This window comes from Streptomyces millisiae, assembly GCF_031845425.1.
Classification (GTDB): Bacteria; Actinomycetota; Actinomycetes; order Streptomycetales; family Streptomycetaceae; genus Streptomyces; species Streptomyces millisiae.
In genome coordinates, this window is record NZ_JAVREM010000016.1 from 17,305 (window position 1) to 40,145 (window position 22,841).

19 protein-coding genes are annotated in these 22,841 nt (G+C 73.2%); 11 read left to right on the forward strand and 8 right to left on the reverse strand.

The genetic code is table 11. From position 1 onward, the window contains the following. Positions 1 to 103 precede the first annotated feature (103 nt). From RNC47_RS15145 to glgB, 5 genes are all read left to right on the forward strand, one after another. Complete coding sequence (locus RNC47_RS15145) at positions 104 to 1,111, forward strand: ABC transporter substrate-binding protein (protein ID WP_311599103.1); 1,008 nt, start codon at positions 104 to 106, stop codon at positions 1,109 to 1,111. A gap of 160 nt (positions 1,112 to 1,271) precedes the next feature. Further along, positions 1,272 to 3,317 (forward strand): alpha-1,4-glucan--maltose-1-phosphate maltosyltransferase, encoded by a 2,046-nt coding sequence (locus RNC47_RS15150; RefSeq protein ID WP_311599105.1) that lies wholly within the window; start codon positions 1,272 to 1,274, stop codon positions 3,315 to 3,317. Next, positions 3,304 to 5,031: a maltose alpha-D-glucosyltransferase gene (gene treS, locus RNC47_RS15155; RefSeq protein ID WP_311599106.1), complete on the forward strand. Its 1,728-nt coding sequence runs from the start codon at positions 3,304 to 3,306 to the stop codon at positions 5,029 to 5,031. The genes RNC47_RS15150 and treS overlap by 14 nt, the downstream gene beginning before the upstream one ends. A gap of 228 nt (positions 5,032 to 5,259) precedes the next feature. Further along, entirely contained in the window at positions 5,260 to 6,714 is a 1,455-nt protein-coding gene (locus RNC47_RS15160) for a maltokinase N-terminal cap-like domain-containing protein (RefSeq protein ID WP_311599107.1), read from the forward strand. Positions 6,715 to 6,729: 15 nt separating this feature from the next. Next, positions 6,730 to 8,586 (forward strand): 1,4-alpha-glucan branching protein GlgB, encoded by a 1,857-nt coding sequence (gene glgB / locus RNC47_RS15165; protein WP_311599108.1) that lies wholly within the window; start codon positions 6,730 to 6,732, stop codon positions 8,584 to 8,586. A 9-nt stretch (positions 8,587 to 8,595) separates the two neighbouring features. On the opposite strand, the gene RNC47_RS15170 is transcribed toward glgB, so the two are convergent. Then, on the reverse strand, positions 8,596 to 9,042 hold the full coding sequence (locus tag RNC47_RS15170) for a hypothetical protein (RefSeq protein WP_311599109.1): 447 nt from the start codon (positions 9,040 to 9,042) through the stop codon (positions 8,596 to 8,598). Positions 9,043 to 9,167: 125 nt separating this feature from the next. Here RNC47_RS15170 and RNC47_RS15175 point away from each other — a divergent pair, with 125 nt between their 5' ends. Then, positions 9,168 to 10,007, forward strand: coding sequence for a helix-turn-helix domain-containing protein (locus tag RNC47_RS15175; RefSeq protein WP_311599111.1), 840 nt, complete (start codon positions 9,168 to 9,170; stop codon positions 10,005 to 10,007). Continuing rightward, positions 10,004 to 10,237, forward strand: coding sequence for a DUF397 domain-containing protein (locus RNC47_RS15180; RefSeq protein WP_311599113.1), 234 nt, complete (start codon positions 10,004 to 10,006; stop codon positions 10,235 to 10,237). The genes RNC47_RS15175 and RNC47_RS15180 overlap by 4 nt, the downstream gene beginning before the upstream one ends. Positions 10,238 to 10,248: 11 nt before the next feature. On the opposite strand, the gene RNC47_RS15185 is transcribed toward RNC47_RS15180, so the two are convergent. From RNC47_RS15185 to RNC47_RS15195, 3 genes are all read right to left on the reverse strand, one after another. Next, a complete protein-coding gene (locus tag RNC47_RS15185; RefSeq protein WP_311599115.1) occupies positions 10,249 to 11,799 on the reverse strand; it encodes an FAD-dependent monooxygenase in 1,551 nt (516 codons plus the stop codon). Positions 11,800 to 11,881: 82 nt separating this feature from the next. Continuing rightward, positions 11,882 to 12,517, reverse strand: coding sequence for a TetR/AcrR family transcriptional regulator (locus tag RNC47_RS15190; RefSeq protein WP_311599116.1), 636 nt, complete (start codon positions 12,515 to 12,517; stop codon positions 11,882 to 11,884). A 78-nt stretch (positions 12,518 to 12,595) separates the two neighbouring features. Beyond that, positions 12,596 to 13,777 (reverse strand): amidohydrolase, encoded by a 1,182-nt coding sequence (locus RNC47_RS15195; RefSeq protein WP_311599117.1) that lies wholly within the window; start codon positions 13,775 to 13,777, stop codon positions 12,596 to 12,598. A gap of 140 nt (positions 13,778 to 13,917) precedes the next feature. Here RNC47_RS15195 and RNC47_RS15200 point away from each other — a divergent pair, with 140 nt between their 5' ends. Both RNC47_RS15200 and RNC47_RS15205 read left to right on the forward strand, forming a co-directional pair. Next, positions 13,918 to 14,526, forward strand: a complete 609-nt coding sequence (locus RNC47_RS15200; RefSeq protein ID WP_311599118.1) for a Uma2 family endonuclease — start codon at positions 13,918 to 13,920, stop codon at positions 14,524 to 14,526. Between the two features lie 20 nt (positions 14,527 to 14,546). After that, a complete protein-coding gene (locus tag RNC47_RS15205; RefSeq protein WP_311599119.1) occupies positions 14,547 to 15,458 on the forward strand; it encodes a serine/threonine dehydratase in 912 nt (303 codons plus the stop codon). Here RNC47_RS15205 and RNC47_RS15210 read toward each other — a convergent pair. After that, positions 15,455 to 15,634 (reverse strand): hypothetical protein, encoded by a 180-nt coding sequence (locus RNC47_RS15210; protein ID WP_311599121.1) that lies wholly within the window; start codon positions 15,632 to 15,634, stop codon positions 15,455 to 15,457. The genes RNC47_RS15205 and RNC47_RS15210 overlap by 4 nt on opposite strands. 81 nt (positions 15,635 to 15,715) lie before the next feature. On the opposite strand from RNC47_RS15210, the gene RNC47_RS15215 reads away from it, so the two are divergent. After that, a complete protein-coding gene (locus tag RNC47_RS15215; protein ID WP_311599123.1) occupies positions 15,716 to 16,312 on the forward strand; it encodes a TetR/AcrR family transcriptional regulator in 597 nt (198 codons plus the stop codon). Between the two features lie 145 nt (positions 16,313 to 16,457). Here the strand turns inward: RNC47_RS15215 and RNC47_RS15220 are convergent, their stop codons facing one another. Beyond that, the gene (locus tag RNC47_RS15220; RefSeq protein ID WP_311599124.1) at positions 16,458 to 17,660 is read right to left on the reverse strand and encodes a Cmx/CmrA family chloramphenicol efflux MFS transporter; all 1,203 of its coding nucleotides are present in this window, start codon (positions 17,658 to 17,660) and stop codon (positions 16,458 to 16,460) included. Between the two features lie 236 nt (positions 17,661 to 17,896). On the opposite strand from RNC47_RS15220, the gene RNC47_RS15225 reads away from it, so the two are divergent. Then, a complete protein-coding gene (locus RNC47_RS15225) occupies positions 17,897 to 21,172 on the forward strand; it encodes a BTAD domain-containing putative transcriptional regulator (protein WP_311599125.1) in 3,276 nt (1,091 codons plus the stop codon). On the opposite strand, the gene RNC47_RS15230 is transcribed toward RNC47_RS15225, so the two are convergent. Continuing rightward, positions 21,065 to 21,832 (reverse strand): ABC transporter permease, encoded by a 768-nt coding sequence (locus tag RNC47_RS15230; RefSeq protein ID WP_311599126.1) that lies wholly within the window; start codon positions 21,830 to 21,832, stop codon positions 21,065 to 21,067. The genes RNC47_RS15225 and RNC47_RS15230 overlap by 108 nt on opposite strands. Next, positions 21,829 to 22,776, reverse strand: a complete 948-nt coding sequence (locus RNC47_RS15235) for an ATP-binding cassette domain-containing protein (protein ID WP_311599128.1) — start codon at positions 22,774 to 22,776, stop codon at positions 21,829 to 21,831. The genes RNC47_RS15230 and RNC47_RS15235 overlap by 4 nt, the downstream gene beginning before the upstream one ends. Positions 22,777 to 22,841 lie beyond the last annotated feature (65 nt).

Sequence of the window (22,841 nt, forward strand, 5' to 3'; positions counted from 1 at the left end):
TGACCCGCCCCTCACCCCATATGGTGCGGGACTCGGACCAAGGGGTATTCTCACACGGATTTTGTGAAGGTTAGGCTTGCCTAAGTACCCGCTGGAGAGATCCTTGATCAGCACCCTCAACCGGGGCGGCCGCCTGCGCGGCCGACTCGCGGCCCTGCTGCTGCCGTTGGCCCTGGCCGGCGCCCTGACCGCCTGCGGCGGATCCGAGGACGACGGGACGGCGGACGACCCCGCGGCCCCGGCGGGCGCCTCGGACGCCGCCTACCCCCGCACCATCACCCACGACAAGGGCGAGACGGTCCTCGAGGCCAGGCCCGAGCGGATCGTCGCGCTGGACAACAGCCTGGTCGAGGCCGTGGTCGCGCTCGACGGCAACCTGGTCGGCGGCATCTCCTCCTACCGCGACCTCGGCGGGTTCCCCGAGTACCTGGGCGACACGGTGGCCGAGACGGAGGAGGTCGGCCCGCTGGAGAGCCCGAACCTGGAGCTGATCGCCAGCCTCCAGCCGGACCTGATCGTCTCCGCGACCGTCCGCCACGACGACCTCTACGACCAGCTCTCCGCGATCGCGCCGACCGTCTTCGTGGCGACCACGGGCCCGTCCTGGAAGGAGAACATCGAGCTGCTCGCCGAGGCGCTGGCCGAGGAGGACAGCGCGGCCGAGCAGATCGCCGCCTACGAGACCCGGGCGGCCGCGATCGGCGAGGCCGTCAACGAGGAGCTCGGCGACCCGACCGTCTCCGTCGTCCGCTTCCTCGACGGCCCCACCCGCATCTACCTGCCCGCGACCTTCAGCGGCATCATCCTCGCCGACATGGGTCTGGCGCGCCCCGAGAACCAGCGCGACCCCGAGGAGTTCAACATCGAGATCAGCGAGGAGCAGATCGAACAGGCCGACGCCGACGTCCTCTTCTACACCTCCTACTCGGGCGGCGAGGAGCGGCGGGAGAGATTCCTCGCCAATCCCCTCTGGGAGCGCCTTACCGCCGTGCAGAACGGGCACGCGTACGAGGTCCGGGACGAGATCTGGATGACCTCCGTGTCCCTGCAGGGCGCCAACCAGGTGCTCGACGACATGGCGGAGATCTTCGGCGTGGACGACGCGCGGTAAGCCGCGCGCCACGCGGCGAGGGGGCCTGGACCGACCTCGGTCCGGGCCCCTTCGCGTGGACACGCCACCGCCCGAGGGCGCCCACTCGCCGATCCCGAAGGACGAAACCGATACAAAGGACAAAGGCCACAATCCCCAAGCTTCTTCAGGTGATACTCAGATGATCGGTCGCATCCCCGTCCTCGACGTCCAGCCCCGCATCGACTGCGGCAGACGCCCCGTCAAGGCCGTGCCCGGCGAGACGTTCCAGGTGACCGCCACCGTCTTCCGCGAGGGCGCGGAAGCGGTCGGCGCCAACGTGGTGCTCCGCGACCCCAACGGCCGCGGCGGGCCCTGGACTCCGATGCGTGAGCTCGCGCCGGGCACCGACCGCTGGGGCGCCGACGTCACCCCCAACAGCGAGGGCCGCTGGACCTACGCGGTGGAGGCCTGGGGCGACCCGGTCACCACCTGGCGCGAGCAGGCCCTGATCAAGATCCCGGCCGGCACCGACACCGAGCTCACCTTCGCCGAGGGCGCGGCGCTGCTGCGCCAGGCCGCCGCCCAGGTCCCGCGGGCCGCGGGCCGGGACGCCGTGCTGGCCGCCGCCGCGGCGCTGGGCGACGCCGGCCGCCCGGACGCCGACCGGCTCGCCGCCGCCTGCGCGCCCGAGGTGGTCGAGGCCCTCACCCGCCACCCGCTGCGCGAACTCGTCACCAGCTCGCGCCCGATGCCCCTGGTCGTGGAGCGCGAGCGCGCGCTGTTCGGCTCCTGGTACGAGATGTTCCCGCGCTCCGAGGGCGCCGTGGTGCGCCGGGGCTCGCCACCCGTCTCCGGCACGCTGCGCACGGCGGCCGAGCGGCTGTCCGCGATCGCGCGGATGGGCTTCGACGTCGTCTACCTGCCGCCGGTGCACCCCATCGGCACCTCCTTCCGCAAGGGCCCGGGCGGCTCCCTGGAAGCCGGGCCCGACGACGTCGGCTCGCCCTGGGCCATCGGCTCGCCGGCCGGCGGCCACGACTCCGTCCACCCGGACCTCGGCACCATCGAGGACTTCGACCACTTCGTCGCCTCGGCCGTCGGCCTCGGACTCGAGGTGGCGCTGGACTTCGCCCTCCAGTGCAGCCCCGACCACCCGTGGCTCAAGGAGCGCCCCGAGTGGTTCCGCCGACGCGCCGACGGCACCATCGCGCACGCCGAGAACCCGCCGAAGAAGTACCAGGACATCGTGCCGATCTCGTTCGACCAGGACTTCCGCGGCCTGGTCAACGAGACGCTGCGGCTGTTGCGGTTCTGGATGGCGCGCGGGGTGCGGATCTTCCGCGTCGACAACCCGCACACCAAGCCCGTGGTGTTCTGGGAGAAGGTGATCGCCGAGATCAACCGCACCGACCCGGACGTCATCTTCCTCGCCGAGGCCTTCACCAGACCCGCGATGATGCACACCCTGGCCCAGATCGGCTTCCAGCAGTCGTACACCTACTTCACCTGGCGCAACACCAAGCAGGAGCTCACCGAGTACCTCACCGAGCTCAGCGGCCCCGCGAGCGCCTACATGCGCCCCAACTTCTTCGTCAACACACCGGACATCCTGCACGCCTACCTCCAGCGCGGCGGGCGCGCGGCCTTCGAGACGCGCGCCGTCCTCGCCGCCACGCTCTCCCCGAGCTGGGGCATGTATGCCGGCTACGAGCTGTGCGAGGCGGACCCGGCCGAGCCCGGCAGCGAGGAGTACGCGGAGTCCGAGAAGTACCAGCTCCGCCCCAGGGACTGGGACAAGGCGGACGCGGAGGGGCGCTCCCTCACCCCCCTCATCACCACGCTCAACACCCTGCGCCGCCGCCACCCGGCGCTGCGCCGCCTGCGCGACCTGCACTTTCACCGGACCAACAACGAGCACATCCTGGCCTACTCCAAGCGCACCCGGACACCGCACGCCGACTGCGTGCTGATCGTGGTCAACCTCGATCCGCACCACACCCACGAAGCGACGATCTCGTTGGACTTGGCGCAACTCGAAGGGGTAGGTCTCACGCCCGCGCAGGCGGGTGGCGCCGAACCCTTCCCGGTGTGCGACGAGCTCACCGGTGCGACCTACTACTGGGGCAGGGACAACTATGTGCGGCTTGAGCCGGGCCGTAGCGGTGCGTACGCCTCGTCCGCCCACATCATGGCCCTGCGACCGTCCTCACAGACCGGAGGGTCACCCAACCATGAGCGTCAATGAGCCGGTCCTCGACACCTTCGAGGACACGCCAGCCCGCGAGCGGGACCCCGAGTGGTTCAAGCGCGCGGTCTTCTACGAGGTCCTGGTCCGTTCCTTCCAGGACAGCAACGGTGACGGGGTCGGCGATCTGAAGGGGATCACGGCCAGACTCGACTACCTCCAGTGGCTCGGCGTCGACTGCCTGTGGCTGCCGCCGTTCTTCAAGTCGCCGCTGCGTGACGGCGGCTACGACGTCTCGGACTACAACGACGTCCTGCCGGAGTTCGGCGACCTGGCCGACTTCGTCGAGTTCGTGGACGCCGCCCACCAGCGCGGCATGCGGGTCATCATCGACTTCGTCATGAACCACACCAGCGACCAGCACCGCTGGTTCCAGGAGTCGCGGCGGGACCCGGAGGGCCCCTACGGCGACTACTACATGTGGGCCGACGACGACAAGCAGTACGGGGACGCCCGGATCATCTTCGTCGACACCGAGACCTCCAACTGGGCCTTCGACCCGGTCCGCAAGCAGTACTACTTCCACCGCTTCTTCTCCCACCAGCCGGACCTCAACTACGAGAACCCGGCCGTGCAGGAGGAGATCCTCTCCGCCCTCCGCTTCTGGCTCGACCTGGGCATCGACGGCTTCCGCCTCGACGCCGTGCCCTACCTGTTCGCGCAGGAGGGCACCAACTGCGAAAACCTTCCTGCCACCCATGCCTTCCTGCGCCGGGTGCGCAAGGAGATCGACACCCACTACCCCGACACCGTGCTGCTGGCCGAGGCCAACCAGTGGCCGGAGGACGTCGTCGACTACTTCGGCGACTACGACAAGGGCGGCGACGAATGCCACATGGCGTTCCACTTCCCGGTGATGCCGCGCATCTTCATGGCGGTGCGCCGCGAGTCCCGCTACCCGGTCTCCGAGATCCTGGCCAAGACCCCGCAGATCCCCGCCCACTGCCAGTGGGGGATCTTCCTGCGCAACCACGACGAGCTGACCCTGGAGATGGTCACCGACGAGGAGCGCGACTACATGTACTCGGAGTACGCCAAGGACCCGAGGATGCGCGCCAACATCGGCATCCGCCGCCGGCTCGCCCCGCTGCTGGACAACGACCGCAACCAGATCGAGCTGTTCACGGCGCTGCTGCTGTCGCTGCCGGGATCGCCGATCCTCTATTACGGGGACGAGATCGGCATGGGCGACAACATCTGGCTCGGCGACCGGGACGCGGTGCGCACCCCGATGCAGTGGACGCCTGACCGCAACGCGGGGTTCTCCTCCTGCGATCCGGGCCGGCTGTCCCTGCCGACCATCATGGACCCGATCTACGGCTACCAGGTCACCAACGTCGAGGCGTCGATGTCCTCGCCCGCCTCGCTGCTGCACTGGACCCGCCGGATGATCGAGATCCGCAAGCAGAACCCGGCGTTCGGGCTCGGCTCCTACTGCGAGCTGCCCTCCTCCAACCCCGCCGTGCTGGCGTTCCTGCGCGAGCACGGGGACGACCTGGTGATGTGCGTCAACAACTTCTCCCGCTTCTCCCAACCCACCGAGCTCGACCTGCGTTCCTGGGTCGGCCGCGTCCCGGTGGAGCTGATCGGCGGCGTCCGGTTCCCGCCCATCGGCGAACTGCCGTACCTGCTCACGCTGGCGGGGCACGGCTTCTACTGGTTCCGGCTGCGCAAGCCGGAACCCGGCCGCCGGGACCCGGCGCCCCAGTCCTGACCGACCCAACACACCGCGGGCCGCGGCCACCTCCGGCGGCGGCCCTCGGCCCTGCCATGGCGCCCCGGCCCCGGGTTCTCCAGAATGCCCAGGCGTCGCGCCGCCATCCGGGCGGTTCCACGCTCACCCGCACGGCCGTTCCTGCACGACACGTCCCGCACCGCCGGACAACCCGGCCCATCATCCGGGACACTTCGGGGCATATTTCTCACCCGGGGAAAGGACGCCATGACGGAGAGCTCCTCGCCCCGAACGGTGCACGCTCGCCTCCCCCAGCTGTCCGTCCCGCACGGCAGCGCCCTGTTGCGCTCCCTGACGGGCCCGCTGGCGCGCTGGCTGCCCAGGCAACGCTGGTTCGCCGGCAAGGGCCGGCCGCTCAGCTCCCTCACCCTGGTCTCCGCCACCGAGTTGCTGCCCTGCTCCGGCGCCGGCTCGGGCCCCGGGCTGCTGCACCTGCTGGTCCGCGCCCGCCACGGCGGCGCCCGCGACACCACCCCGGACGACTGCTACCAGTTGCTGCTCGGCGTCCGCCCGGTGCTGCCGCCCACCCTCTCCCCCGCCCTCGTCGGCCGCCCCACCGAGGGCCCGCTGCGCGGCCGGGTCGTCTACGAGGCGCTGCACGACACCCGGCTCGCCGCCCTGATGCTGGAGCGGCTGCGCGCCCCGGGGCGGCACGGCACCCTCAGCTTCGGCCGGGCCCCGGGCACCGCGATCCCCGCCGGCCCCACCGCCCGGCTGCTCACCGGCGAGCAGACCAACTCCTCGGTGGTCTACGGCGAGGCGCACATCCTCAAGCTGTTCCGCCGGGTCAGTCCCGGCGTCAACCCCGACCTCGAACTGCCGCTGGCGCTGGCCGAGGCCGGGTGCGCCCGGGTGCCGGCGCCGGCCGCCTGGTTCGAGGCGTCCTTCCCGGGCGCCGCCGTCCTCGGCCAGGCCACCGAGCCGCTGACCCTCGGCGTGCTCGCCCCCTATCTGGCCGGCTCGGCCGACGGCTGGCAGCTGGCCCTCGCCTCGCTCACCCAGCGCACCGACTTCACCGGCGCCGCGCGCGCCCTCGGCCGGGCCACCGCCGAGGTGCACACCGCGCTGGCCGCCGCGCTGCCCACCGGGACGCTGGGCCGCCCGGAGCTGGAGGAGGCCGCGGCCGGCATGACCGAGCGGCTGGCCGAGGCGGCCGCCGCGGTGCCGGCGCTCCGCCCCTACCAGGCCGGTCTGCGCCGCACGTACCGGGCGCTGGCCGAGTACGCGGAGCGCGGCGGCGAGTGCCGGGTGCAGCGGCTCCACGGCGACCTGCACCTCGGCCAGGTGCTGCGCACCGCCGACGGCGGCTGGTCGCTGATCGACTTCGAGGGCGAGCCGGCCCGCCCGCTCACCGACCGCCGCCGCCCGGGCCCGCCGGTGCGCGACGTCGCCGGCATGCTGCGGTCGTTCGACTACGCGGCCTGCCAGCACGGCACCGGCGGCTCCTGGGCCGAGTCCTGGTCGCGCGCCAACCGGGCCGCCTACTGCCGCGGTTACGCGGACGCCTCCGGGATCGACCCGATGCACCAGTTGGAGCTGGTGCGCGCCTACGAGACGGAGAAGGCCGTCTACGAGGTGCTGTACGAGGCCAGGCACCGCCCGCACTGGCTGCACGTCCCGATGACCGCCATCCGCCGCCTCGCGGCCAGCACCCCCGACTGACCAGGAGAATCCGCCGTGCCCCTCACCCCGTCGGACCTCCGGCTGATCGCCCTGGGCCGCCACCCGCGTCTGTGGGACGTCCTGGGCGCCCATCCGACGCGCCACCGGGGCGTACGCGGCAGCCATGTGGCGCTCTGGGCCCCGGGCGCCCGTTCGGTCGGCCTCGCCACCGAGCACGCGGGGTGGGACGGCGCGGGCTGCCCGCTGCGCCCGCTGGGGGACTCCGGCGTCTGGGAGGGGTTCGCGCCGGGGCTCGACGCCGGGGCGCGCTACCGGTTCGACATCGTGGGCGCGGACGGCACCCGTTCGCTGCGCGCCGACCCGATGGCCCGCCGCACCGAGCGGCCGCCGGGCACCGCGTCGGTCGTGCACGCCTCCCGCCACCGCTGGCGGGACGCGGCCTGGCTGGCGGCGCGCCGCCACCGCGACCAGCTCCGCGCCCCGCTGGCGGTCTACGAACTCCACGCCGGATCCTGGCGCCCGGGCCTCGGCTACCGCGAGCTGGCCACCGAACTACCGCCCTACCTGAACGAGTTGGGCTTCACGCACGTCGAGCTGATGCCCGTCGCCGAGCACCCGTACGGGGGTTCGTGGGGGTACCAGGTCACCGGCTATTACGCCCCCACCTCCCGCCTCGGCACCCCGGACGACCTCAAGTACCTGATCGACGCCCTGCACCGGGCCGACATCGGCGTGATCATGGACTGGGTCCCCGCCCACTTCCCGAAGGACGACTGGGCGCTCGCCCGCCTCGACGGCACCCCCTGCTACGAGCATCCGGACCCGCGCCGCGCCGAGCACCCCGACTGGGGCACCCTGGAGTTCGACTACGGCCGCCCCGAGGTGCGCAACTTCCTGATCTCCAACGCCGTCTACTGGTGCGAGGAGTACCACCTGGACGGGCTGCGGGTGGACGCCGTCGCCTCGATGCTCTACCTGGACTACTCGCGCGGCGAGGGCCAGTGGAGCCCCAACGCCGAGGGCGGCCGGGAGAACCTGGAGGCGGTCTCCTTCCTCCGCGAGCTCAACGCCACGGTGCACGCCCGCTGCCCCGGCGTGCTCACCATCGCCGAGGAGTCCACCGCCTGGGACGGCGTCACCCGGCCGGTGGCCGCCGGCGGCCTCGGCTTCGACCTCAAGTGGAACATGGGCTGGATGCACGACTCGCTGCGCTACCTGTCGCGCGACCCGGTGCACCGCCGGTTCCACCACGAGGAGATCACGTTCTCGCTGAGCTACGCCTGGTCGGAGAGATACGTGCTGCCCGTCTCGCACGACGAGGTCGTCCACGGCAAGCGCCCGCTGGTCGCCAAGATGCCGGGCGACTGGTGGCGGCGCCGGGCCACCCACCGCGCCTACCTCGCCTTCATGTGGGCCCACCCCGGCAAGCAACTGCTCTTCATGGGGCAGGAGTTCGCCCAGGGCACCGAGTGGTCCGACGTCGCGGGCCCGCAGTGGTGGGTGCTCGACGACGACTGGCCGGCCGCCGAGGACCACCGCGGCGTCCAGCGTCTGGTCGCCGACCTCAACCACACCTACCGTGCCACGCCCGCCCTCTGGGAGCTCGACCACGACCCGGCCGGCTTCGCGTGGCTGGCCGCCGACCGGGCCGACGACAACGTCGTGGCCTTCCTCCGCCACCCGAAGGCCGGCCCGCCGCTGCTCGCGATCAGCAACTTCTGCCCCGTCGTCCGCGAGGACTACCCCGTCCCCGCGCCGCCGGCGATCCCGGCCTGGACCGAGCTCCTCACCACCGACGCGGAGCGGTACGGCGGCACGGGCCTCGTCCACTCCGAGCCGATCAAGCACCACGACGACGGCATCCGCCTGACCCTGCCGCCGCTCGCCACGGTGTGGCTACGGCCGGCCTGACCCCCGGCGCTACTCGGATGCCGCCCACACCGCCCGCACCACCGCGTGCAGCAGCGACACGTTCACCAGGCGTCCGTCAGGCGTCGGGCGGGAGTGCCAGGTCAGCGGCCACGTGGAGCCGCGCAACGCCGGGACGCCGATGAAGTAGCGGCGGCGCTCGCACGCCACCGGACCGGTGAGCCGGGCGACGCCCGGCGGCCAGGCGCGATGCCCGGTACTGCCGACCGGCACCAGGAAGTACGTGGCCCGCTTCCCGCCGTAGGCCAGGATCACCGGCCCCGGGCCGCCCGTGGTGATGGACGCCAACTGGTCGGCGACCACCCTCCCCCGGGGCCCGTCGATCCGGATCGCGTCGAAGTGCACCCCGGCCAGCCGCAACCCGGTCCACCGGTCCGGCAGCCAGGGCAGCTCGAAGTCATCGTCGTCTGCCGCGACGACATCGCTTTGTGCGTTCACGGCACCACTGTCAGTGCTGGAACGTAGTGTGTGTAGGAGGTCACTCTCGATGACCGTGGGACTGGCGAGGCTGGTCGAACGGACGTTGAGCGTGTTGAACGACATCGAGCGAAGGGGAGTTGCACATGTCGGCCTGGGTGAACGAGTACGGGGACGCCTCACCGACCTACCAGTTCGTCGCACTCCTGGTGCGCACGCTGCGGGAGGCCAACGGGTGGACACAGGACGAGCTGGGATCGGAAACCGGCTACACGGGTTCGGCGATCAGTGCACTTGAGCGCTGCGCCCAGCCGCCGAGCGAGGTGAAGCTCGCCAAGCTGGACGAGGCACTGTTCGGCGGCAAGAAAGTGCTGCGGGCGGCCCAGGAGTACATGCGGATGGACCGATATCCGCGTCACTTCAAGAACTACGCCAAACTGGAGATGGCGGCACTGAGCATCTGCTCCTACGAAACCCTGGTGATCGACGGCCTCTTCCAGACCGAGGAATACGCCCGCGCCGTCATCGAGTGCGGCTATCCACCACGCGACCCAGAGGAGGCGGACACCTTGGTGCGCGGCCGGATCGACCGCAAGACTCTCTTCGACCGCAAGCCCCTGCCGCTGCTGGAGCTCATCCTGGAGGAGTCCGCCCTTCGTCGCCAGGTCGGCACACCGGAGGTGATGCGGCGCCAGCTCAACTACCTGATCGAACAGGCTCAACGGATCAACGTCACCCTCCAGGTGCTGCCCCTGCGGCGAGGTGCCACCGGCCAGCACGCCGGCCTACGAGGGTCCATGAAGGTCCTGGAGACCAGCGAGCACCAGACCGTGATCTACCTGGAGACCGGAGGTGAGAGCATTCTGCTCTCCGAGCCGGGAAAGGTGACCGAGTTCGCCCAGCGGTATGCGAAGATCCGAGCGCAGGCCCTGAGCCAGGACGAATCCCTGGCGTTCATCGAGCAGTTGGCAGAGGAGTGGGAATGAGCGACGCCTTGCGATGGTTGAAGTCCAGCTACAGCGACGACAGCGGCGGCGCCTGCGTGGAGATCGCCCACGACTGGCACCGGTCCAGCCACAGCGACTCCAGCGGCGGCGCATGCGTCGAGGTGGCGGCCGGGCCCATAGTCCACGTCCGGGACTCCAAGCAGCCGGCCGCCCCGCACCTCGACGTCCCGCGCGGCGCCTGGTCGGCGTTCATCGCCACCGTCCGCTGATCACCCGGCGGTTACGGCGCGCCGTGCCAGCGGCGGGCCGCCGCGCGGAGCGATTCCCGTTCGGCGGGGCTTGGGTCCGGTGAGGCCGTCGCCCAGGCCACGTAACAGTCCGGGCGGAGCAGCAGGGCCGTGACCTCCGGGGTTGGCGTCCCTGGCCGCGCGGTGACGATGTCCAGCTGGTCCTTGCGATCCTCCAACGCCCGGGCGGCCGAGCTGCCTTCCGTCAGGTCGAGCAGCAACGGACGTGCGGCGCGGGTGAGTTCCGCGAGGCGGACCGTGCCGCTTGCCGTCTCGATCGCCAGCTCGGGCGCGAACCAGCCGACCGCCGGGTGAGGATCGGCGCCCCCCATGTCGTACCGCACGTCGGCGCCGGCGATGAGGGCGGCCAGGTGCTGGACGACGTCCCGCTGGCCCAGCAGCTCGGCGAACAGCTGCCGCAGCGCCGTGATGTCGCCGCCGGGGGCGGACAGCGCGGACTGCGCCTGCGCGTTCATGACCATGCGGTCGGCGGCCCCCCGGCGCTCGGTCTGGTAGGTGTCGAGCAGCCCGGCCGGGGCGCCGCCGCGCAGCTCGGCGGCAAGCTTCCAACCGAGGTTGACCGCGTCCTGCAGGCCGAGGTTGAGCCCCGGACCACCGCCTTCGGCGTAGACATGGGCGGCGTCGCCGACGAGGAACACGTGGCCGTCCCTGAAGCGTTCGGCGACCCGGGTGTTGCCGCCGGTCAGCCGGCGCAGCACGGGGTGCTCCTCGCCGACGGGCGGGCCGAGCGGCAGGTCGGCGCCGAGCACCCGGCGGGCGGAGGCCCGGAGTTCTTCGAGGCTCATGGGCTCCTCGGTCTCCGGTTGGTCCCACTCGGTGGTGCTGATCAGCGGCGGGTGCCCGGGGAACGGCGCGTAGGCGAAGCCGCCGTGCTCGGTGCGCAGCGGCAGGAAGGGCCGGATGGTGCCGTGGCCCGGCACGGTCAGGGCGCCCGTGGCGGGGTCCACCCACTCCGCCGGGACCGTGGCGTGAGCCGTGCGGTTGGTCCTGCGGTCGTAGCTGACGCCGGGGAAGCCGATCCCTGACAGCTTGCGGGTGACGCTGTGCGCGCCGTCGGCGCCGACGAGGTAGCGGGCCCGCAGCCGGTACTCACCGTCCGGCCCCGCCACGTCGGCGGTGACGTCGTCCTCGCCCTGGGCCAGGCCGACGAGTTGGTGTCCGCGCCGGATCTCGACGCCGAGTTCGGCGGCGCGTGCTTCGAGTACCCGCACGATCTCCCGCTGCGGCACGGGCAGCCCGTAGATCGGGCTGGCGGGCAGCAGGCCCAGGTTGAGGCCCATCGCGGCGAACATGAAGTAACCGGTGTTGGGTTGGGGCGGGTTCGGGCCGCCGCCGAGCCGCTCGTGCAGCCCTCGGTGGTCGACGAGCCGCACCACCTGTCCGAGCAGGCCGTTGGCCTTCGGTTCCGCGCTGGGCTCCGGCAGGCGTTCGAGCACCACGGGGTGGATGCCGGCCAGGCTGAGTTCGCAGGCGAGCATCAGCCCGTTGGGGCCACCGCCGGCTATGACGACATCGGCGATCACGCGTTACGCACCCCTCTGGGGGATATGCCCGATTCAAAAACGGCAGGGTGAACCGCCCGGGGAACAAAAGCGCGGTACGCGCCTACGACGGTGCGCGGAGGCCCACGGCCAGCCGCTCCAGCATCTCGGCGAGGACCGGACCGACGGCGGTCGGCGGCTCGGCCGTCAGGCTGTGCTCGACGGCGACCGAGCTGGCGGCGCCGACGACGGCGGCCACCAGCTTGGGGTAGACGTCGTGCGCCGGGTCGCTGCCGATGCGCTCGGCGACGGCCTCGGCGAAGGCGCCCTGCGCCGCCGCGTTCGCCTTGACGATCTCGCCCTGTAGGGCGGGTTCGGCGAGCATCAGCCGGACTCCGTCGCGCCAGCGGCGGGCCTGCGGCGACTCGGCGCCCGCCGGCTCGGCCGGCCCGCCGAACTCGGCGAGCACGACGCCGGTGATCGCGTCCCACAGCGGCTCGGTCGCGGGTCGGGCGCGCAGTTCGTCCGCGATCCGCAGCATGCGCTCCACATGGCTGGCGGCGATGGCCTCGGCTTTGCCGGAGAAGTAGTTGCGGAAGGTGCGGACCGAGACGTTCGCGACGGCTGCGATGTCCTCCACCGTCACGTTCTCCCAGCCGCGCTCGACGCACAGCCGGATGGTGGCGCGGCTCAGCGCGACTCGGGTCTCCCGCTTCTTGCGCTCCCGCAGGCCGAGGGGAGCGTCGGCATCCGGTGTCATGCCGACCACCGTAGCAAAACTTGCCGTGGCGGAAAAATTTCTGCCACGGCAAGTTCAGGGGGATCGCTCTCGTGAGGGTCAGGCCGCTTCGCGGTAGTACGGGTCGGCGACCCGGCCCGCCCGCTTCTCCTCGTCGTAGCTGTAGACCTCGCGGCCCTCGATGAAGACCCGCAGGGCCCGACTCATCACGTCGAGCGGGTCGCCGGACCAGATCACCACGTCGCCGTCGAGTCCCGGCTTCAGCGAGCCGACGCGGTCGTCGAGCCCCATGATCTCGGCGGGGTTGGCGGTGATGGTGCGCAGGCCCTCGGCCGGGTCGAGGCCCTCCTTGACGGAGAGCGTCACCTGGTGCACCAGGAAGTTGATCGGCACCACGGGGTGGTCGGTGGTGATGGCCACCTTGACCCCGGCGCGGGCGAGGATGCCCGGGTTGGCCAGGGTGCGGTGGCGCAGCTCGACCTTGCTGCGGGTGGTGAACAGCGGCCCGCTGATCACCGGGACCTCGCGGCGGGCGATCTCGTCCGCGATCAGGTGCGCCTCGGTGGCGTGGTTGATGACCACCCGGTAGCCGAACTCGTCCGCCAGCCGCAGCGCGGTGGCGATGTCGTCGGCCCGGTGGGTGTGCTGGCACCACGGCAGTTCGCCGGCGAGCACCTTCACCAGCACCTCGAGGCTGGGGTCGCGCTCGAACGGCTTCCCCTCCTCGGCGGCGTGGTCCCGCTTGGCCTGGTAGTCCTGCGCCCTGGTGAAGGCGTCCCTGATCACGGCGGCCACGCCCTGCCGGGTCGACGGCAGCTGCTTCTTCTCGCCGTAGACCCGCTTGGGGTTCTCGCCCAGCGCGCTCTTGACGCTCACCGGCTGCCGGACCAGCATCTCGTCGACGCTGCGCCCCCAGCACTTCACGGCCACCGTCTGGCCGCCTATCGGATTGCCCGAGCCCGGCTTGATCACGGCGCTGGTGACGCCGCCGGCGAGCGCGTCCGCGAACCCGGTGTCCGCCGGGTTGATCGCGTCGAGCGCCCGCATCCTGGCGCCGTTGGGGTCGGTCATCTCGTTGGTGTCCTGGCCGGCCCAGCCCTCGGCCTCCTCGTGGACGCCGATGTGCCCGTGCGCCTCGACGAACCCGGGCAGCACCCACTTCCCGGCCGCGTCGACCGTGGGCACCCCCTCCGGCACACTGACCTCCGCGTCGGGCCTGACGGCGGCGATCTTCCCGCCGATGACGAGCACGGTCCCGCCCTCGATGGGATCCCCGTCCACGGGAACGACATGACCCGATCTGATCGCTATATCCATGGCCAGTGAACCTATCTCACGGCCGGATCAGCCTGCGTTCACCCCCGCTGACCTGGCAGAATCGATTCTGGTGACCGTTGCCCGCTCCTAGGATCAGGGGTGAGATGACGATCACCCCCGATCCCCCTGTCGCGCCGTTCGAACCCGACGTCCCCGGCGTGCGTCACACCATGCTGGATCTCGCAGAGACCGTGTACCAGCACATGCCGGGCTGTCGGGCGGAGATCATCAACGGCACTCTCGTCGTCAACCCGCTCCCGGACGCGACACACGCGAGATGCCTCACGGATCTGCTCCTCGCCCTGCCCCACGAAACGGGTGGCGCCGTCGCCGTCCATGGCCTGGGCCTCTGGCTGTCCACCGGGGAACACGACCATGTCGTGCCCGATCTCTCCGTGGTCGACGAGGACTTCACAGAGCACGAGGTGACCTACAACTGCCTCCCCGCGTCCGCCTTCCGCATGGTGGCGGAGATCACCTCGGCCAACCCGACCTACGAGACCGTGGTCAAGTCCCTGGCCTACGCCGGCGCCGGCGTACCCGTCTACCTGATCGGAGACCGGACCCAGCGTGAGGCCGTGCTGTTGACCGAGCCGCTGGAGGGCAGCTACCGGAGACGAGCCGTCTACCGTCCCGGGGAGTCGTTCATGCTGCCCGAGTCCGTCGGCGCCGAGGTCGAAATCGATGTCGACACCCTGCTTGGCCGCTCCTAGGGGCCGGCTACGCTGGCGCGGTGTTCAGCTATGACGACGTGAAGGCCGCGCGCGAGCGGATCGAGGGGCGGGTGCGGCCGGTGGCGGTGGCGCGGGTGGCGGACGGCTGGTCGTTCGCGCTCGAACACCTCCAGCACACCGGCACCTTCAAGGCACGCGGTGCGCTGAACTTCACCACCGCCGCCCTGGAGAGCGGCGCCATGCCGGCGGCCGGCATCACGATCGCCTCGGGCGGCAACGCGGGCCTCGCCTGCGCCTGGGCGGCCACGCAGCGCGGGATCCCGGCGACCGTCTTCGTGCCGGAGACGGCGCCGGCGGTCAAGCTGGACCGGCTGCGGGAGTTGGGCGCCGAGGTGCGTCCGGTGGGCCGCGAGTACGCGGAGGCGGCGGCGGCCTGCGCCGAGTTCGCCGCCGAGAGCGGGGCGCTGGCCTCACACGCCTACGACCACCCGCTGATCGCCGCCGGCGCCGGCACGCTGCTGGACGAGATCGTGGCGGCCAGGCCAACGGTGACCACGGTGGTGGTCGCGGTGGGCGGCGGCGGCCTCTTCACCGGCGTGGCGGCCGCGGCCGCCGAGCACGGGATCCGGGTGGTGGCCGTGGAGCCGGAGAACTGCCGGTGCCTGAACGCGGCGCTCGCCGCCGGCGAACCAGTGGACGTGCCGGTGGACTCGGTGGCCGCCGACTCGCTCGGGGCCCGCCGGGTCTCGGCCGAGGCGCTGCGCTGGGCCGGGATGCCGCACGTCAGCTCGGTGCTGGTCTCCGACGCGGCCATCGTGGCGGCCAGGCGGCTGCTGTGGCGGGAACACCGCCTCGCCGTCGAACACGCGGCGGCCGCGGCCCTGGCCGGGGCGCCGGAGGCGGGGCCTGGCGAGGAGGTCTGCGTGGTGCTGTGCGGCGCCAACACCGACCCCCGCTCGCTGGTGGACTAGCTGCCGAGGAGCCGCCGGTCCCGGGGGGTCCTCGCGGTGGGCGCGGCCCCGGTGGTGCCGGTGGCCTCGCGGGTGGTCGGGTCGAGCGGCCGGCCGTGGCGGATGGCGTTCCCCGCGTGGACGCCGTAGCCGACGTCGCGCACGAACCTGGCCAGCGGTCGCAGTACTCGCTCCATGATTGCCTCCGACTACACTGGTCTGTGAAGTAGTACTGTCGAGGCTAGGTATACAGACCTGTGAAGTCAAGGGGGAATCCGATGTCTCATGCGACGGGCGGCGCCACGCGCGCCGACCAGCTGACCCCGGGCGCCCGGCGGATCCTGGCCGTCGCGTCCGAGCTGTTCTACCGCCGCGGGATCCACGCGGTCGGGGTCGACACCATCGCGGCCGAGTCGGGCGTCACCAAGCGCACCCTCTACGACCGCTTCGGCTCCAAGGACGGCCTGCTGGTCGCCTACCTGGAGACCCGCGACCAGCGCTGGCGCGACCTGATCGCCGAGCGCCTCGACGCCGCGAAGGGCGACGCGGCGCGCCGGGTGCTCGTGCCGTTCGAGGTGCTCCCCGAGTGGCTCGGCGACTCCGACCGCGGCTGCAGCTTCATCAACGCCTTCGCCGAGCTGCCGGAGCCCGAGCACCCGGGCCGGCAGGTGATCGTCGCCGAGAAGAAGTGGCTGCGCGACCTCTTCCACCACGAGCTCACGGCGGCCGGGGCCACCGACCCCGACCGCCTCGCGGTGCAGCTGCTGAGCCTGCACGAGGGCGCGATCGTCAGCTTCGCCATCGTCGGCGAGACCGACGCGGCGGCCACGGTCCACGCGGCGGCCCGGGCGCTGCTCGCCGAGGCCATGCGCTGAGCGCTGGTGGACCAAGGCCGTTAAGCCGGCCGGCCGCGCGCCGGGACGCGGCGAGCGCCGCAGCGCCGAAGGGCAGGGCCACCGGGCCGCGGCCGGGGCCGTCGGTGCCGGCTGCCTGCGGGAGCGCGGCCGGGCGCCGCACGGCCTAGTCGCGGCCGGTCGTCGCCGGTGCCGGGCTGGGGCCGCGGCCAGTCGACCGCCGTGGCCGCGACGCGGCGAGTGCCGCCGCGGTGAGGCCCAGGGCGAGGGCGAGCAGCGTCGCGCTGACCGCGGGAGCGGAGCGGTAGCCGTGGCCGGCGTCGATGGTGAGGCCGCCGGCCCACGGGCCGAGCGCCGCGCCCACGTTGAGCGCCGCGGTGGCGAAGCCGCCGCCGAGGCGGGGCGCCTCGGGCGCCTCGTAGAGGGCGCGCGCGATCAACGTGGAGCCCACCGCGAAGGACAGCGCGCCCTGCACGAGGGCCAGCGGCACCACGACGGCCGGGGTGCCGGCCGCCAGGGCCAGCGTCGTCCAGCCGGCGAGCAGCGCCAGGCCGCCGCCGACCAGCAGCGGCGTGGGCCGGCGGTCGGCCACCCGGCCGGCCAGCGTGACGCCGAGGAACGAGCCGAGGCCGAACAGCGCGAGCAGCGCCGGCACCCAGCCGTCGCCGAGCCCCGCCACCTCGGTGGCCAGCGGCGCGAGATAGGTGAAGGTGCAGAACGTCGCGCCGTTGACCAGCGCGCCGAGCGCCAGCATCAGCAGCAGACGTGGCCGGCGCAGCGCCCTCAGCTCGCCGCGCGCGCCCCCGGCGCCCGCCGAGTCGGCCGCGCCGCCCGGCACGGACCGCACCACGGCCACCACCGCCGGCACCGAGACCAGCGCCACCGCCCAGAACGCCGAGCGCCAGCCCCAGAGTTGACCGAGCAGCGCGCCGCCCGGCACCCCGGCGACGCAGGCCAGGGTGACACCACCGAGCAGCACGGAGGTGGCGCGGCCCTTGGCGTCGGCCGCCACCAGGGCGGTCGCGGCGGCCAACGCCACCGCGAGGAAGCCGGCGTTGGCGAGCGCGGCCACCACCCGGCTGGCGAGCAGCACCGGATAGCTGGTGGTCACCGCGCCCACGACGTGCGTGAGCAGGAAGGCCACCAGGAAGGCCAGCAGCGCGAGCCGGCGCGGCCAGCGCATCGCGAGCACCGCCATCAGCGGCGCGCCCACGATCATCCCGACCGCGAAGGCCGAGGTCAGCCCCCCGGCGGCGCCGACCGACACCCCGAGGTCGGCGGCGATGTCCGGCACCAGGCCGGCCAACATGAACTCCGAGGTGCCCTGGGCAAAGATCGCCAGGGCGAGTACGTACAGCACGAAAGGCACAGCGAGACCCCACAGCCGTGGCAGAGAGCGGATGACGTCGAACGGTCACGCCGGCGTGCGGAGGGGTTCAGGGCGCGCGACGCCCCACGACGGGGGCGGAGTGGAGAGCGCGGACAGCCACCGGACGCCGGTGGCTAGGCTCTGTCGGACTCGGGGCTGCGCATGGTCGCCGACTGTAGGGAGCCGGGCGCCCGCCTGTCCAGTCGGTTTCCGCCGCCGGTGAGAGACTTGCCGCCGTGCAGGTCGGTATCCTCGGGCCGCTTCAGGTCACCTCCGCGCAGGGCGAGCCCGTCGGCGTCGGCGGCGCGCGGCTGCGGGCGCTGCTGATCAGGCTCGCGCTGGACGCCGGGGCGCGGGTGAGCGGCGAGGCGCTGGCCGAGGCGCTGTGGGGCGACGCCCCGCCGGGCGACCAGGCCAACGCGCTGCAGTCCCTCGTCTCCCGGCTGCGCCGGGCGCTGCCCGAGTCGGGGCTCGTCGTCTCCGAGCCCGGCGGCTACCGGCTCGCCGCGGAGCCGGAGTGCGTGGACGCCACCAGGTTCGAGCGCCTCGCCGGCGCCGGCCGGCGGGCGCTCGGCCGTGGCGAGCCGGGCCCGGCGGCCGGGACGCTGCGCGAGGCACTGGCGCTGTGGCGCGGTCCCGCGCTGGCCGACGCGGGGGACGCGCCGTACGTGGCGGCGGCCGCCGCCCGGCTCGCCGAGCTGCGGGACACGGCCGTCGAGGACCTGGCCGAGGCCGAGTTGGCCGCCGGCCGGCCGGCGGCCGTGCTGGCGGATCTCGAGGCGCTGGTCGGTGCGCACCCGCTGCGCGAGCGGCCACGGGCCCTGCTGATCAGGGCGCGCTACGCGGCCGGCCGGCAGGCGGAGGCGCTGGCCGGCTACGCGGAGTACCGGTCGCTGCTGGCCGAGGAGTTGGGCACAGAGCCGGGTCCTGAGCTGCGCGAGCTGCACCTGGCGGTGCTGCGCGCCGACCCGGCGCTCGCCCCGGCGCCCCGGCCACCGGCCGGGAACCTGCGGGCCCCGCTCTCCAGCTTCGTCGGCCGGGAGGAGGAGCTGCGGCTGGTCGGTGAGCGGCTGGCGGAGGCCCGTCTGGTGACGCTGGTCGGCCCGGGCGGCGCCGGCAAGACGCGGCTGGCCACCACCGCGGCGGCCGAGCTGGCGGGCGGCTTCCCGGGCGGCGTCTGGCTGGTCGAGTTGGCCTCGGTCGGCGATCCGGAGGACGTGCCGCGCGCCGCGCTCGACGCACTGGGCGCCCACGCGCGCGGCATCCTGGAGCCCCGCCCCCCGTCCGTCGCCCCCCGGGACGCGCTCGACCAGCTCGTCGACGCGCTCTCCGGCGCCCCCGCGCTGCTGGTCCTCGACAACTGCGAGCACCTGGTGGACGCGGCGGCCGGGATCGCCGACCGGCTGCTGGGCGACTGCCCGGGGCTGCGGGTGCTGGCCACCAGCCGGGAGCCGCTCGGCATCCTCGGCGAGGCGCTGTCGCCCGTGCCGCCGCTGCGGCTGCCGCCGCCGGGGGCGCCGGCCGCCGAGGCCGCGGCCTCCCCCGCCGTGCGGCTGCTCGCGGAACGAGCCGCGGCCGTGCGGCCCGGCTTCACGGTGCACGACGGCAACGTCGCCGCGGTGCGCGAGATCTGCCGCCGGCTCGACGGGCTGCCGCTGGCCATCGAGCTGGCCGCGGCCCGTCTTCGCACCCTCGACCCCGACCACCTGGCATCCCGCCTCGACGACCGGTTCCGGCTGCTGACCGGCGGCAGCCGCACCGCGCTGCCACGCCACCAGACGCTGCGCGCCGTCGTGGCGTGGAGCTGGGAGCTGCTGTCCGACGAGGAGCGGCGGCTCGCCGAGTGGCTCGCGGTGTTCGCGGGCGGGGTCACATCGGAGAGCGCCGAGGGGGTCACCGGGCTGCCGGCCGGCGAGGCCCTGGAGCCGCTGACCTCGCTCGCCGACAAGTCGCTGCTCCAACTCGCGGAAGGCGACGGCGGTTCTGGGCCGAGGTTCCGGATGTTGGAGACGCTGCGCGAGTACGGCGGGGAGCGGCTCGCGGCGGCCGGTCTTGCCCGCGCGGCGCGGGACGCGCACGCGGCGTACTTCCTGCGGCTGGCCGAGACCGCCGCGCCGCACCTGCGGGGGCCCGCCCAACTCACCTGGCTGGCCACGCTGACCGCCGAGCGGGACAACCTGCTGGCCGCCCTGCACCACGCGGTGGCCGTGGCGGACGCGGACACCGCCGTGCGCCTCGTCGCGGCGCTCGGCCTGTACTGGACGATGCGCGGCCACCACGACGAGGCCACCCACTGGCTGCGGCTGGCGCTGGACGTGCCGGGCGCGTCGCCCTGGGAGGCGCGCACCGTGGCCAGCGGCCTGTTCGTGCTCAACGCCACGGCGACCGGCCGCCCGGCCGAGGCGGTGCCGGAGGCCGAGCGGCTGCGCGCCGAGCTGGCGCGCCCCGGCGTGGACGCCCGGACGCTACCGCTGGTCGGGGCGCTCGAACAGGGCCTGGCGATGTTCGCCGACCCCCCGGCGGAGGGGGCGCGGCTCCCCGCGGCGGTCGACCATCCGGACCCGTGGACCCGCGCGATGCTGCGCCTGATGCGGGCCGCGATCCTGGAGAACGCGGGCGATCCCGACGGGGTGTTGGCGGAGCTTCGGCCGGCGGTGGCCGGGTTCCGGGAGGCCGGGGACCGGTGGGGGCTCGGGATGGCGCTGACCTCGCTCGGTGAACTGTGCCGGCAGCGCGGTGAACTCGCCGAGGCCCGCGCCACGTTGACCGAGGCACTGGGACTGATGGGCGAGCTGCGCTCGGAGTCCGGCCTGGACCAGCTGCGCGCCCTGCTGGCCGTCGTCCGGGTCGAGCAGGGCGAACTCGACGCGGTGCACGAGGAGTTGGTCTCGCTGGCCGAGGCGGCCGACCGGCACGGCTCCGGCTACCGGGTGGCGCACGTGCGGCTCGCCCTCGGCGATCTGGCGCGCCGCAGGGGCGATCCGGCCGAGGCGAGGGAGCACTACGAGACGGCGATGCGGCACGTCGAGCGCCGTACCTTCGTCCAGCCCCAGCTGAACGCGCTGGTGCGGGCCGGGCTGGCGCTGGTCGCGCTGTCCGAGGGGGACACCCGCGCCGCCGGCACCCTGCTCGGGCAGGCGCTCGACGAGGCGATCGACGTCTGGGACATGCCGGTGGTGGCCAGGGTGGGCGTCGCCGTGGCCCTGCTCTGCGAGGGCCGGGGCGAGCCGGCCCTGGCGGCCGAGGCGCTGGGCGCCGCGCAGGCCCTGCGCGGCATGCCCGACCTGGGCAGCCGGGACACCGCCGCGCTCACCGCCCGGCTGGAGGCGGCGCTCGGCGCCGGGCCCGGTGCCGCCGCGCTGCGGCGGGGCGCGGGCCGGCACCGCGACGCCGCCGTCGACCTGCTACGCGGTGCCGCGCTGGTAGGCGCGGACGGCGAGCGGGAAGAACACCGCGAACAGGCCGGCCGACCACAGCAGGGTGCTGGTGACGGGCCCCGCCACCGGCCCTGACGTCAGCAGCCCGCGGGCCGCCTCCATCACGTCCGTCACCGGGTTGACCCCGACCCACCACTGGAGCCAGCCGGGCATGGTCGCGGTGGGCGTGACCATGTTGGTGCCGAAGGTGAGCGGAAACATCGCCAGGAACATGATCCCCTGCACGCTGCCCGGGTCCCTGGCGGTCACGCCGAGCAGCACCGAGGCCCAGACCAACGAGAACGCGAACACCATCATCAGCAGGCAGGCGGCGAGCGCGGACAGCGGGTCGGTGCCGATCCGGAAGCCCAGCGCGTAGCCGAAGCCGAGCAGCACCACGACGCACACCACGAACCTGACCATGTCGCCGAGCACCGCGCCCAGCAGGGGCGCCGAGCGCGCGATGGGCAGGCTGCGGAAGCGGTCGAAGACGCCCTTCCTGATGTCGGTGTTGAGGTTGATCCCGGTGGGCACTGAGGCGAAGACCACCGTCTGCACCATGATCGCGGGCAGCAGGAACGACAGGTACTCGCCGGTCGACCCCGAGACGGCACCGCCGAGCAGGTAGAGGAACATCACCACGAAGATGATCGGCTGCACCGTCACGTCGAACAGCTGCTCGGGGGTGCGGAACATCTTGCGCAGGCTGCGCAGGGCCAGGGTCAGGCTGTGCGAGAGAAGACGGGGGCCGCTCATGCCGCCACCCGCTTCGCGGCCTCGCCTGTGAGGGCGTGGAAGACCTCGTCCAGGCTGGGCAGCCGCAGCGACAGCTCGGTGACGACTATGCCGCGCTCGGCGAGCTCGGCGACCAGGGGCCGCAGCGTCGCGTCGCCGACCACCGGGACGCTGAGCACCCCCCGGCCCGGCGAGTCGGGGCGCTGGCCGGCGACCCGTTCGAGCAGCTCGGCCACCTCGGGCAGCCGCCCCTCGTCGAGCGGCCGCACCTGGAGGGTCTGGTCGCCGACCACGGCCTTCAGCTCGTGCGGGGTGCCGTGCGCGATGACGGCGCCCCGGTCGATCACGGCGATCTCGTCGGCGAGCGCGTCGGCCTCCTCCAGGTACTGGGTGGTCAGCAGCACCGTGGCGCCCCGCGCCACCTGCTCCCGCACCAGCGTCCACACGTCGTCCCGCTTGCCCGGGTCGAGCCCGGTGGTCGGCTCGTCCAGGTACACCACCTCGGGCCTGGCCACCAGGCTGACGGCCAGGTCGAGGCGGCGGCGCATGCCACCCGAGTAGGTGCCGGCTCGGCGCCCGGCCGCCTCGGTGAGGTCGAACCGGTCAAGCAGCTGGGCCGCCCTGGCCCTGGCCTCTGCCCTGGACAGGTCGAGCAGCCTGCCGATCATCACCAGGTTCTCGTGGCCGGTCAGGTCCTCGTCCACCGAGGCGTACTGCCCGGTGAGCCCGATCCGGCGGCGCACCTCGTCCGGCTGCCGCACCACGTCGAACCCGGCGACCTCCGCCCGGCCGGCGTCGGGCCGCAGCAGCGTCGCGAGGATCCGCACCGCCGTCGTCTTGCCCGCGCCGTTGGGCCCCAGCACCCCGAGCACGGTTCCCGGCCCGGCCGCCAGGTTCACCCCGTTCAGCGCGGTGGTGTCGCCGAAGCGCTTGACCAGGCCCTCGGCCCGGAAGGCGTAGCTCACCTGGACTCCTCTCATGTCGTCTCGTCGTTCACTGACGACGCCAGGCTGCCGGGGCGCCCTGTCAG

Excerpts from the sequence above, each read along its gene's own strand:
- RNC47_RS15150 (WP_311599105.1), top strand. The coding sequence starts at position 1,272 with ATGATCGGTCGCATCCCCGTCCTCGACGTCCAGCCCCGCATCGACTGC.
- treS (WP_311599106.1), top strand. The coding sequence starts at position 3,304 with ATGAGCGTCAATGAGCCGGTCCTCGACACCTTCGAGGACACGCCAGCC.
- RNC47_RS15160 (WP_311599107.1), top strand. The coding sequence starts at position 5,260 with ATGACGGAGAGCTCCTCGCCCCGAACGGTGCACGCTCGCCTCCCCCAG.
- RNC47_RS15175 (WP_311599111.1), top strand. The coding sequence starts at position 9,168 with ATGTCGGCCTGGGTGAACGAGTACGGGGACGCCTCACCGACCTACCAG.
- RNC47_RS15180 (WP_311599113.1), top strand. The coding sequence starts at position 10,004 with ATGAGCGACGCCTTGCGATGGTTGAAGTCCAGCTACAGCGACGACAGC.
- RNC47_RS15190 (WP_311599116.1), bottom strand. The coding sequence starts at position 12,517 with ATGACACCGGATGCCGACGCTCCCCTCGGCCTGCGGGAGCGCAAGAAG.
- RNC47_RS15200 (WP_311599118.1), top strand. The coding sequence starts at position 13,918 with ATGACGATCACCCCCGATCCCCCTGTCGCGCCGTTCGAACCCGACGTC.
- RNC47_RS15210 (WP_311599121.1), bottom strand. The coding sequence starts at position 15,634 with ATGGAGCGAGTACTGCGACCGCTGGCCAGGTTCGTGCGCGACGTCGGC.
- RNC47_RS15215 (WP_311599123.1), top strand. The coding sequence starts at position 15,716 with ATGTCTCATGCGACGGGCGGCGCCACGCGCGCCGACCAGCTGACCCCG.
- RNC47_RS15230 (WP_311599126.1), bottom strand. The coding sequence starts at position 21,832 with ATGAGCGGCCCCCGTCTTCTCTCGCACAGCCTGACCCTGGCCCTGCGC.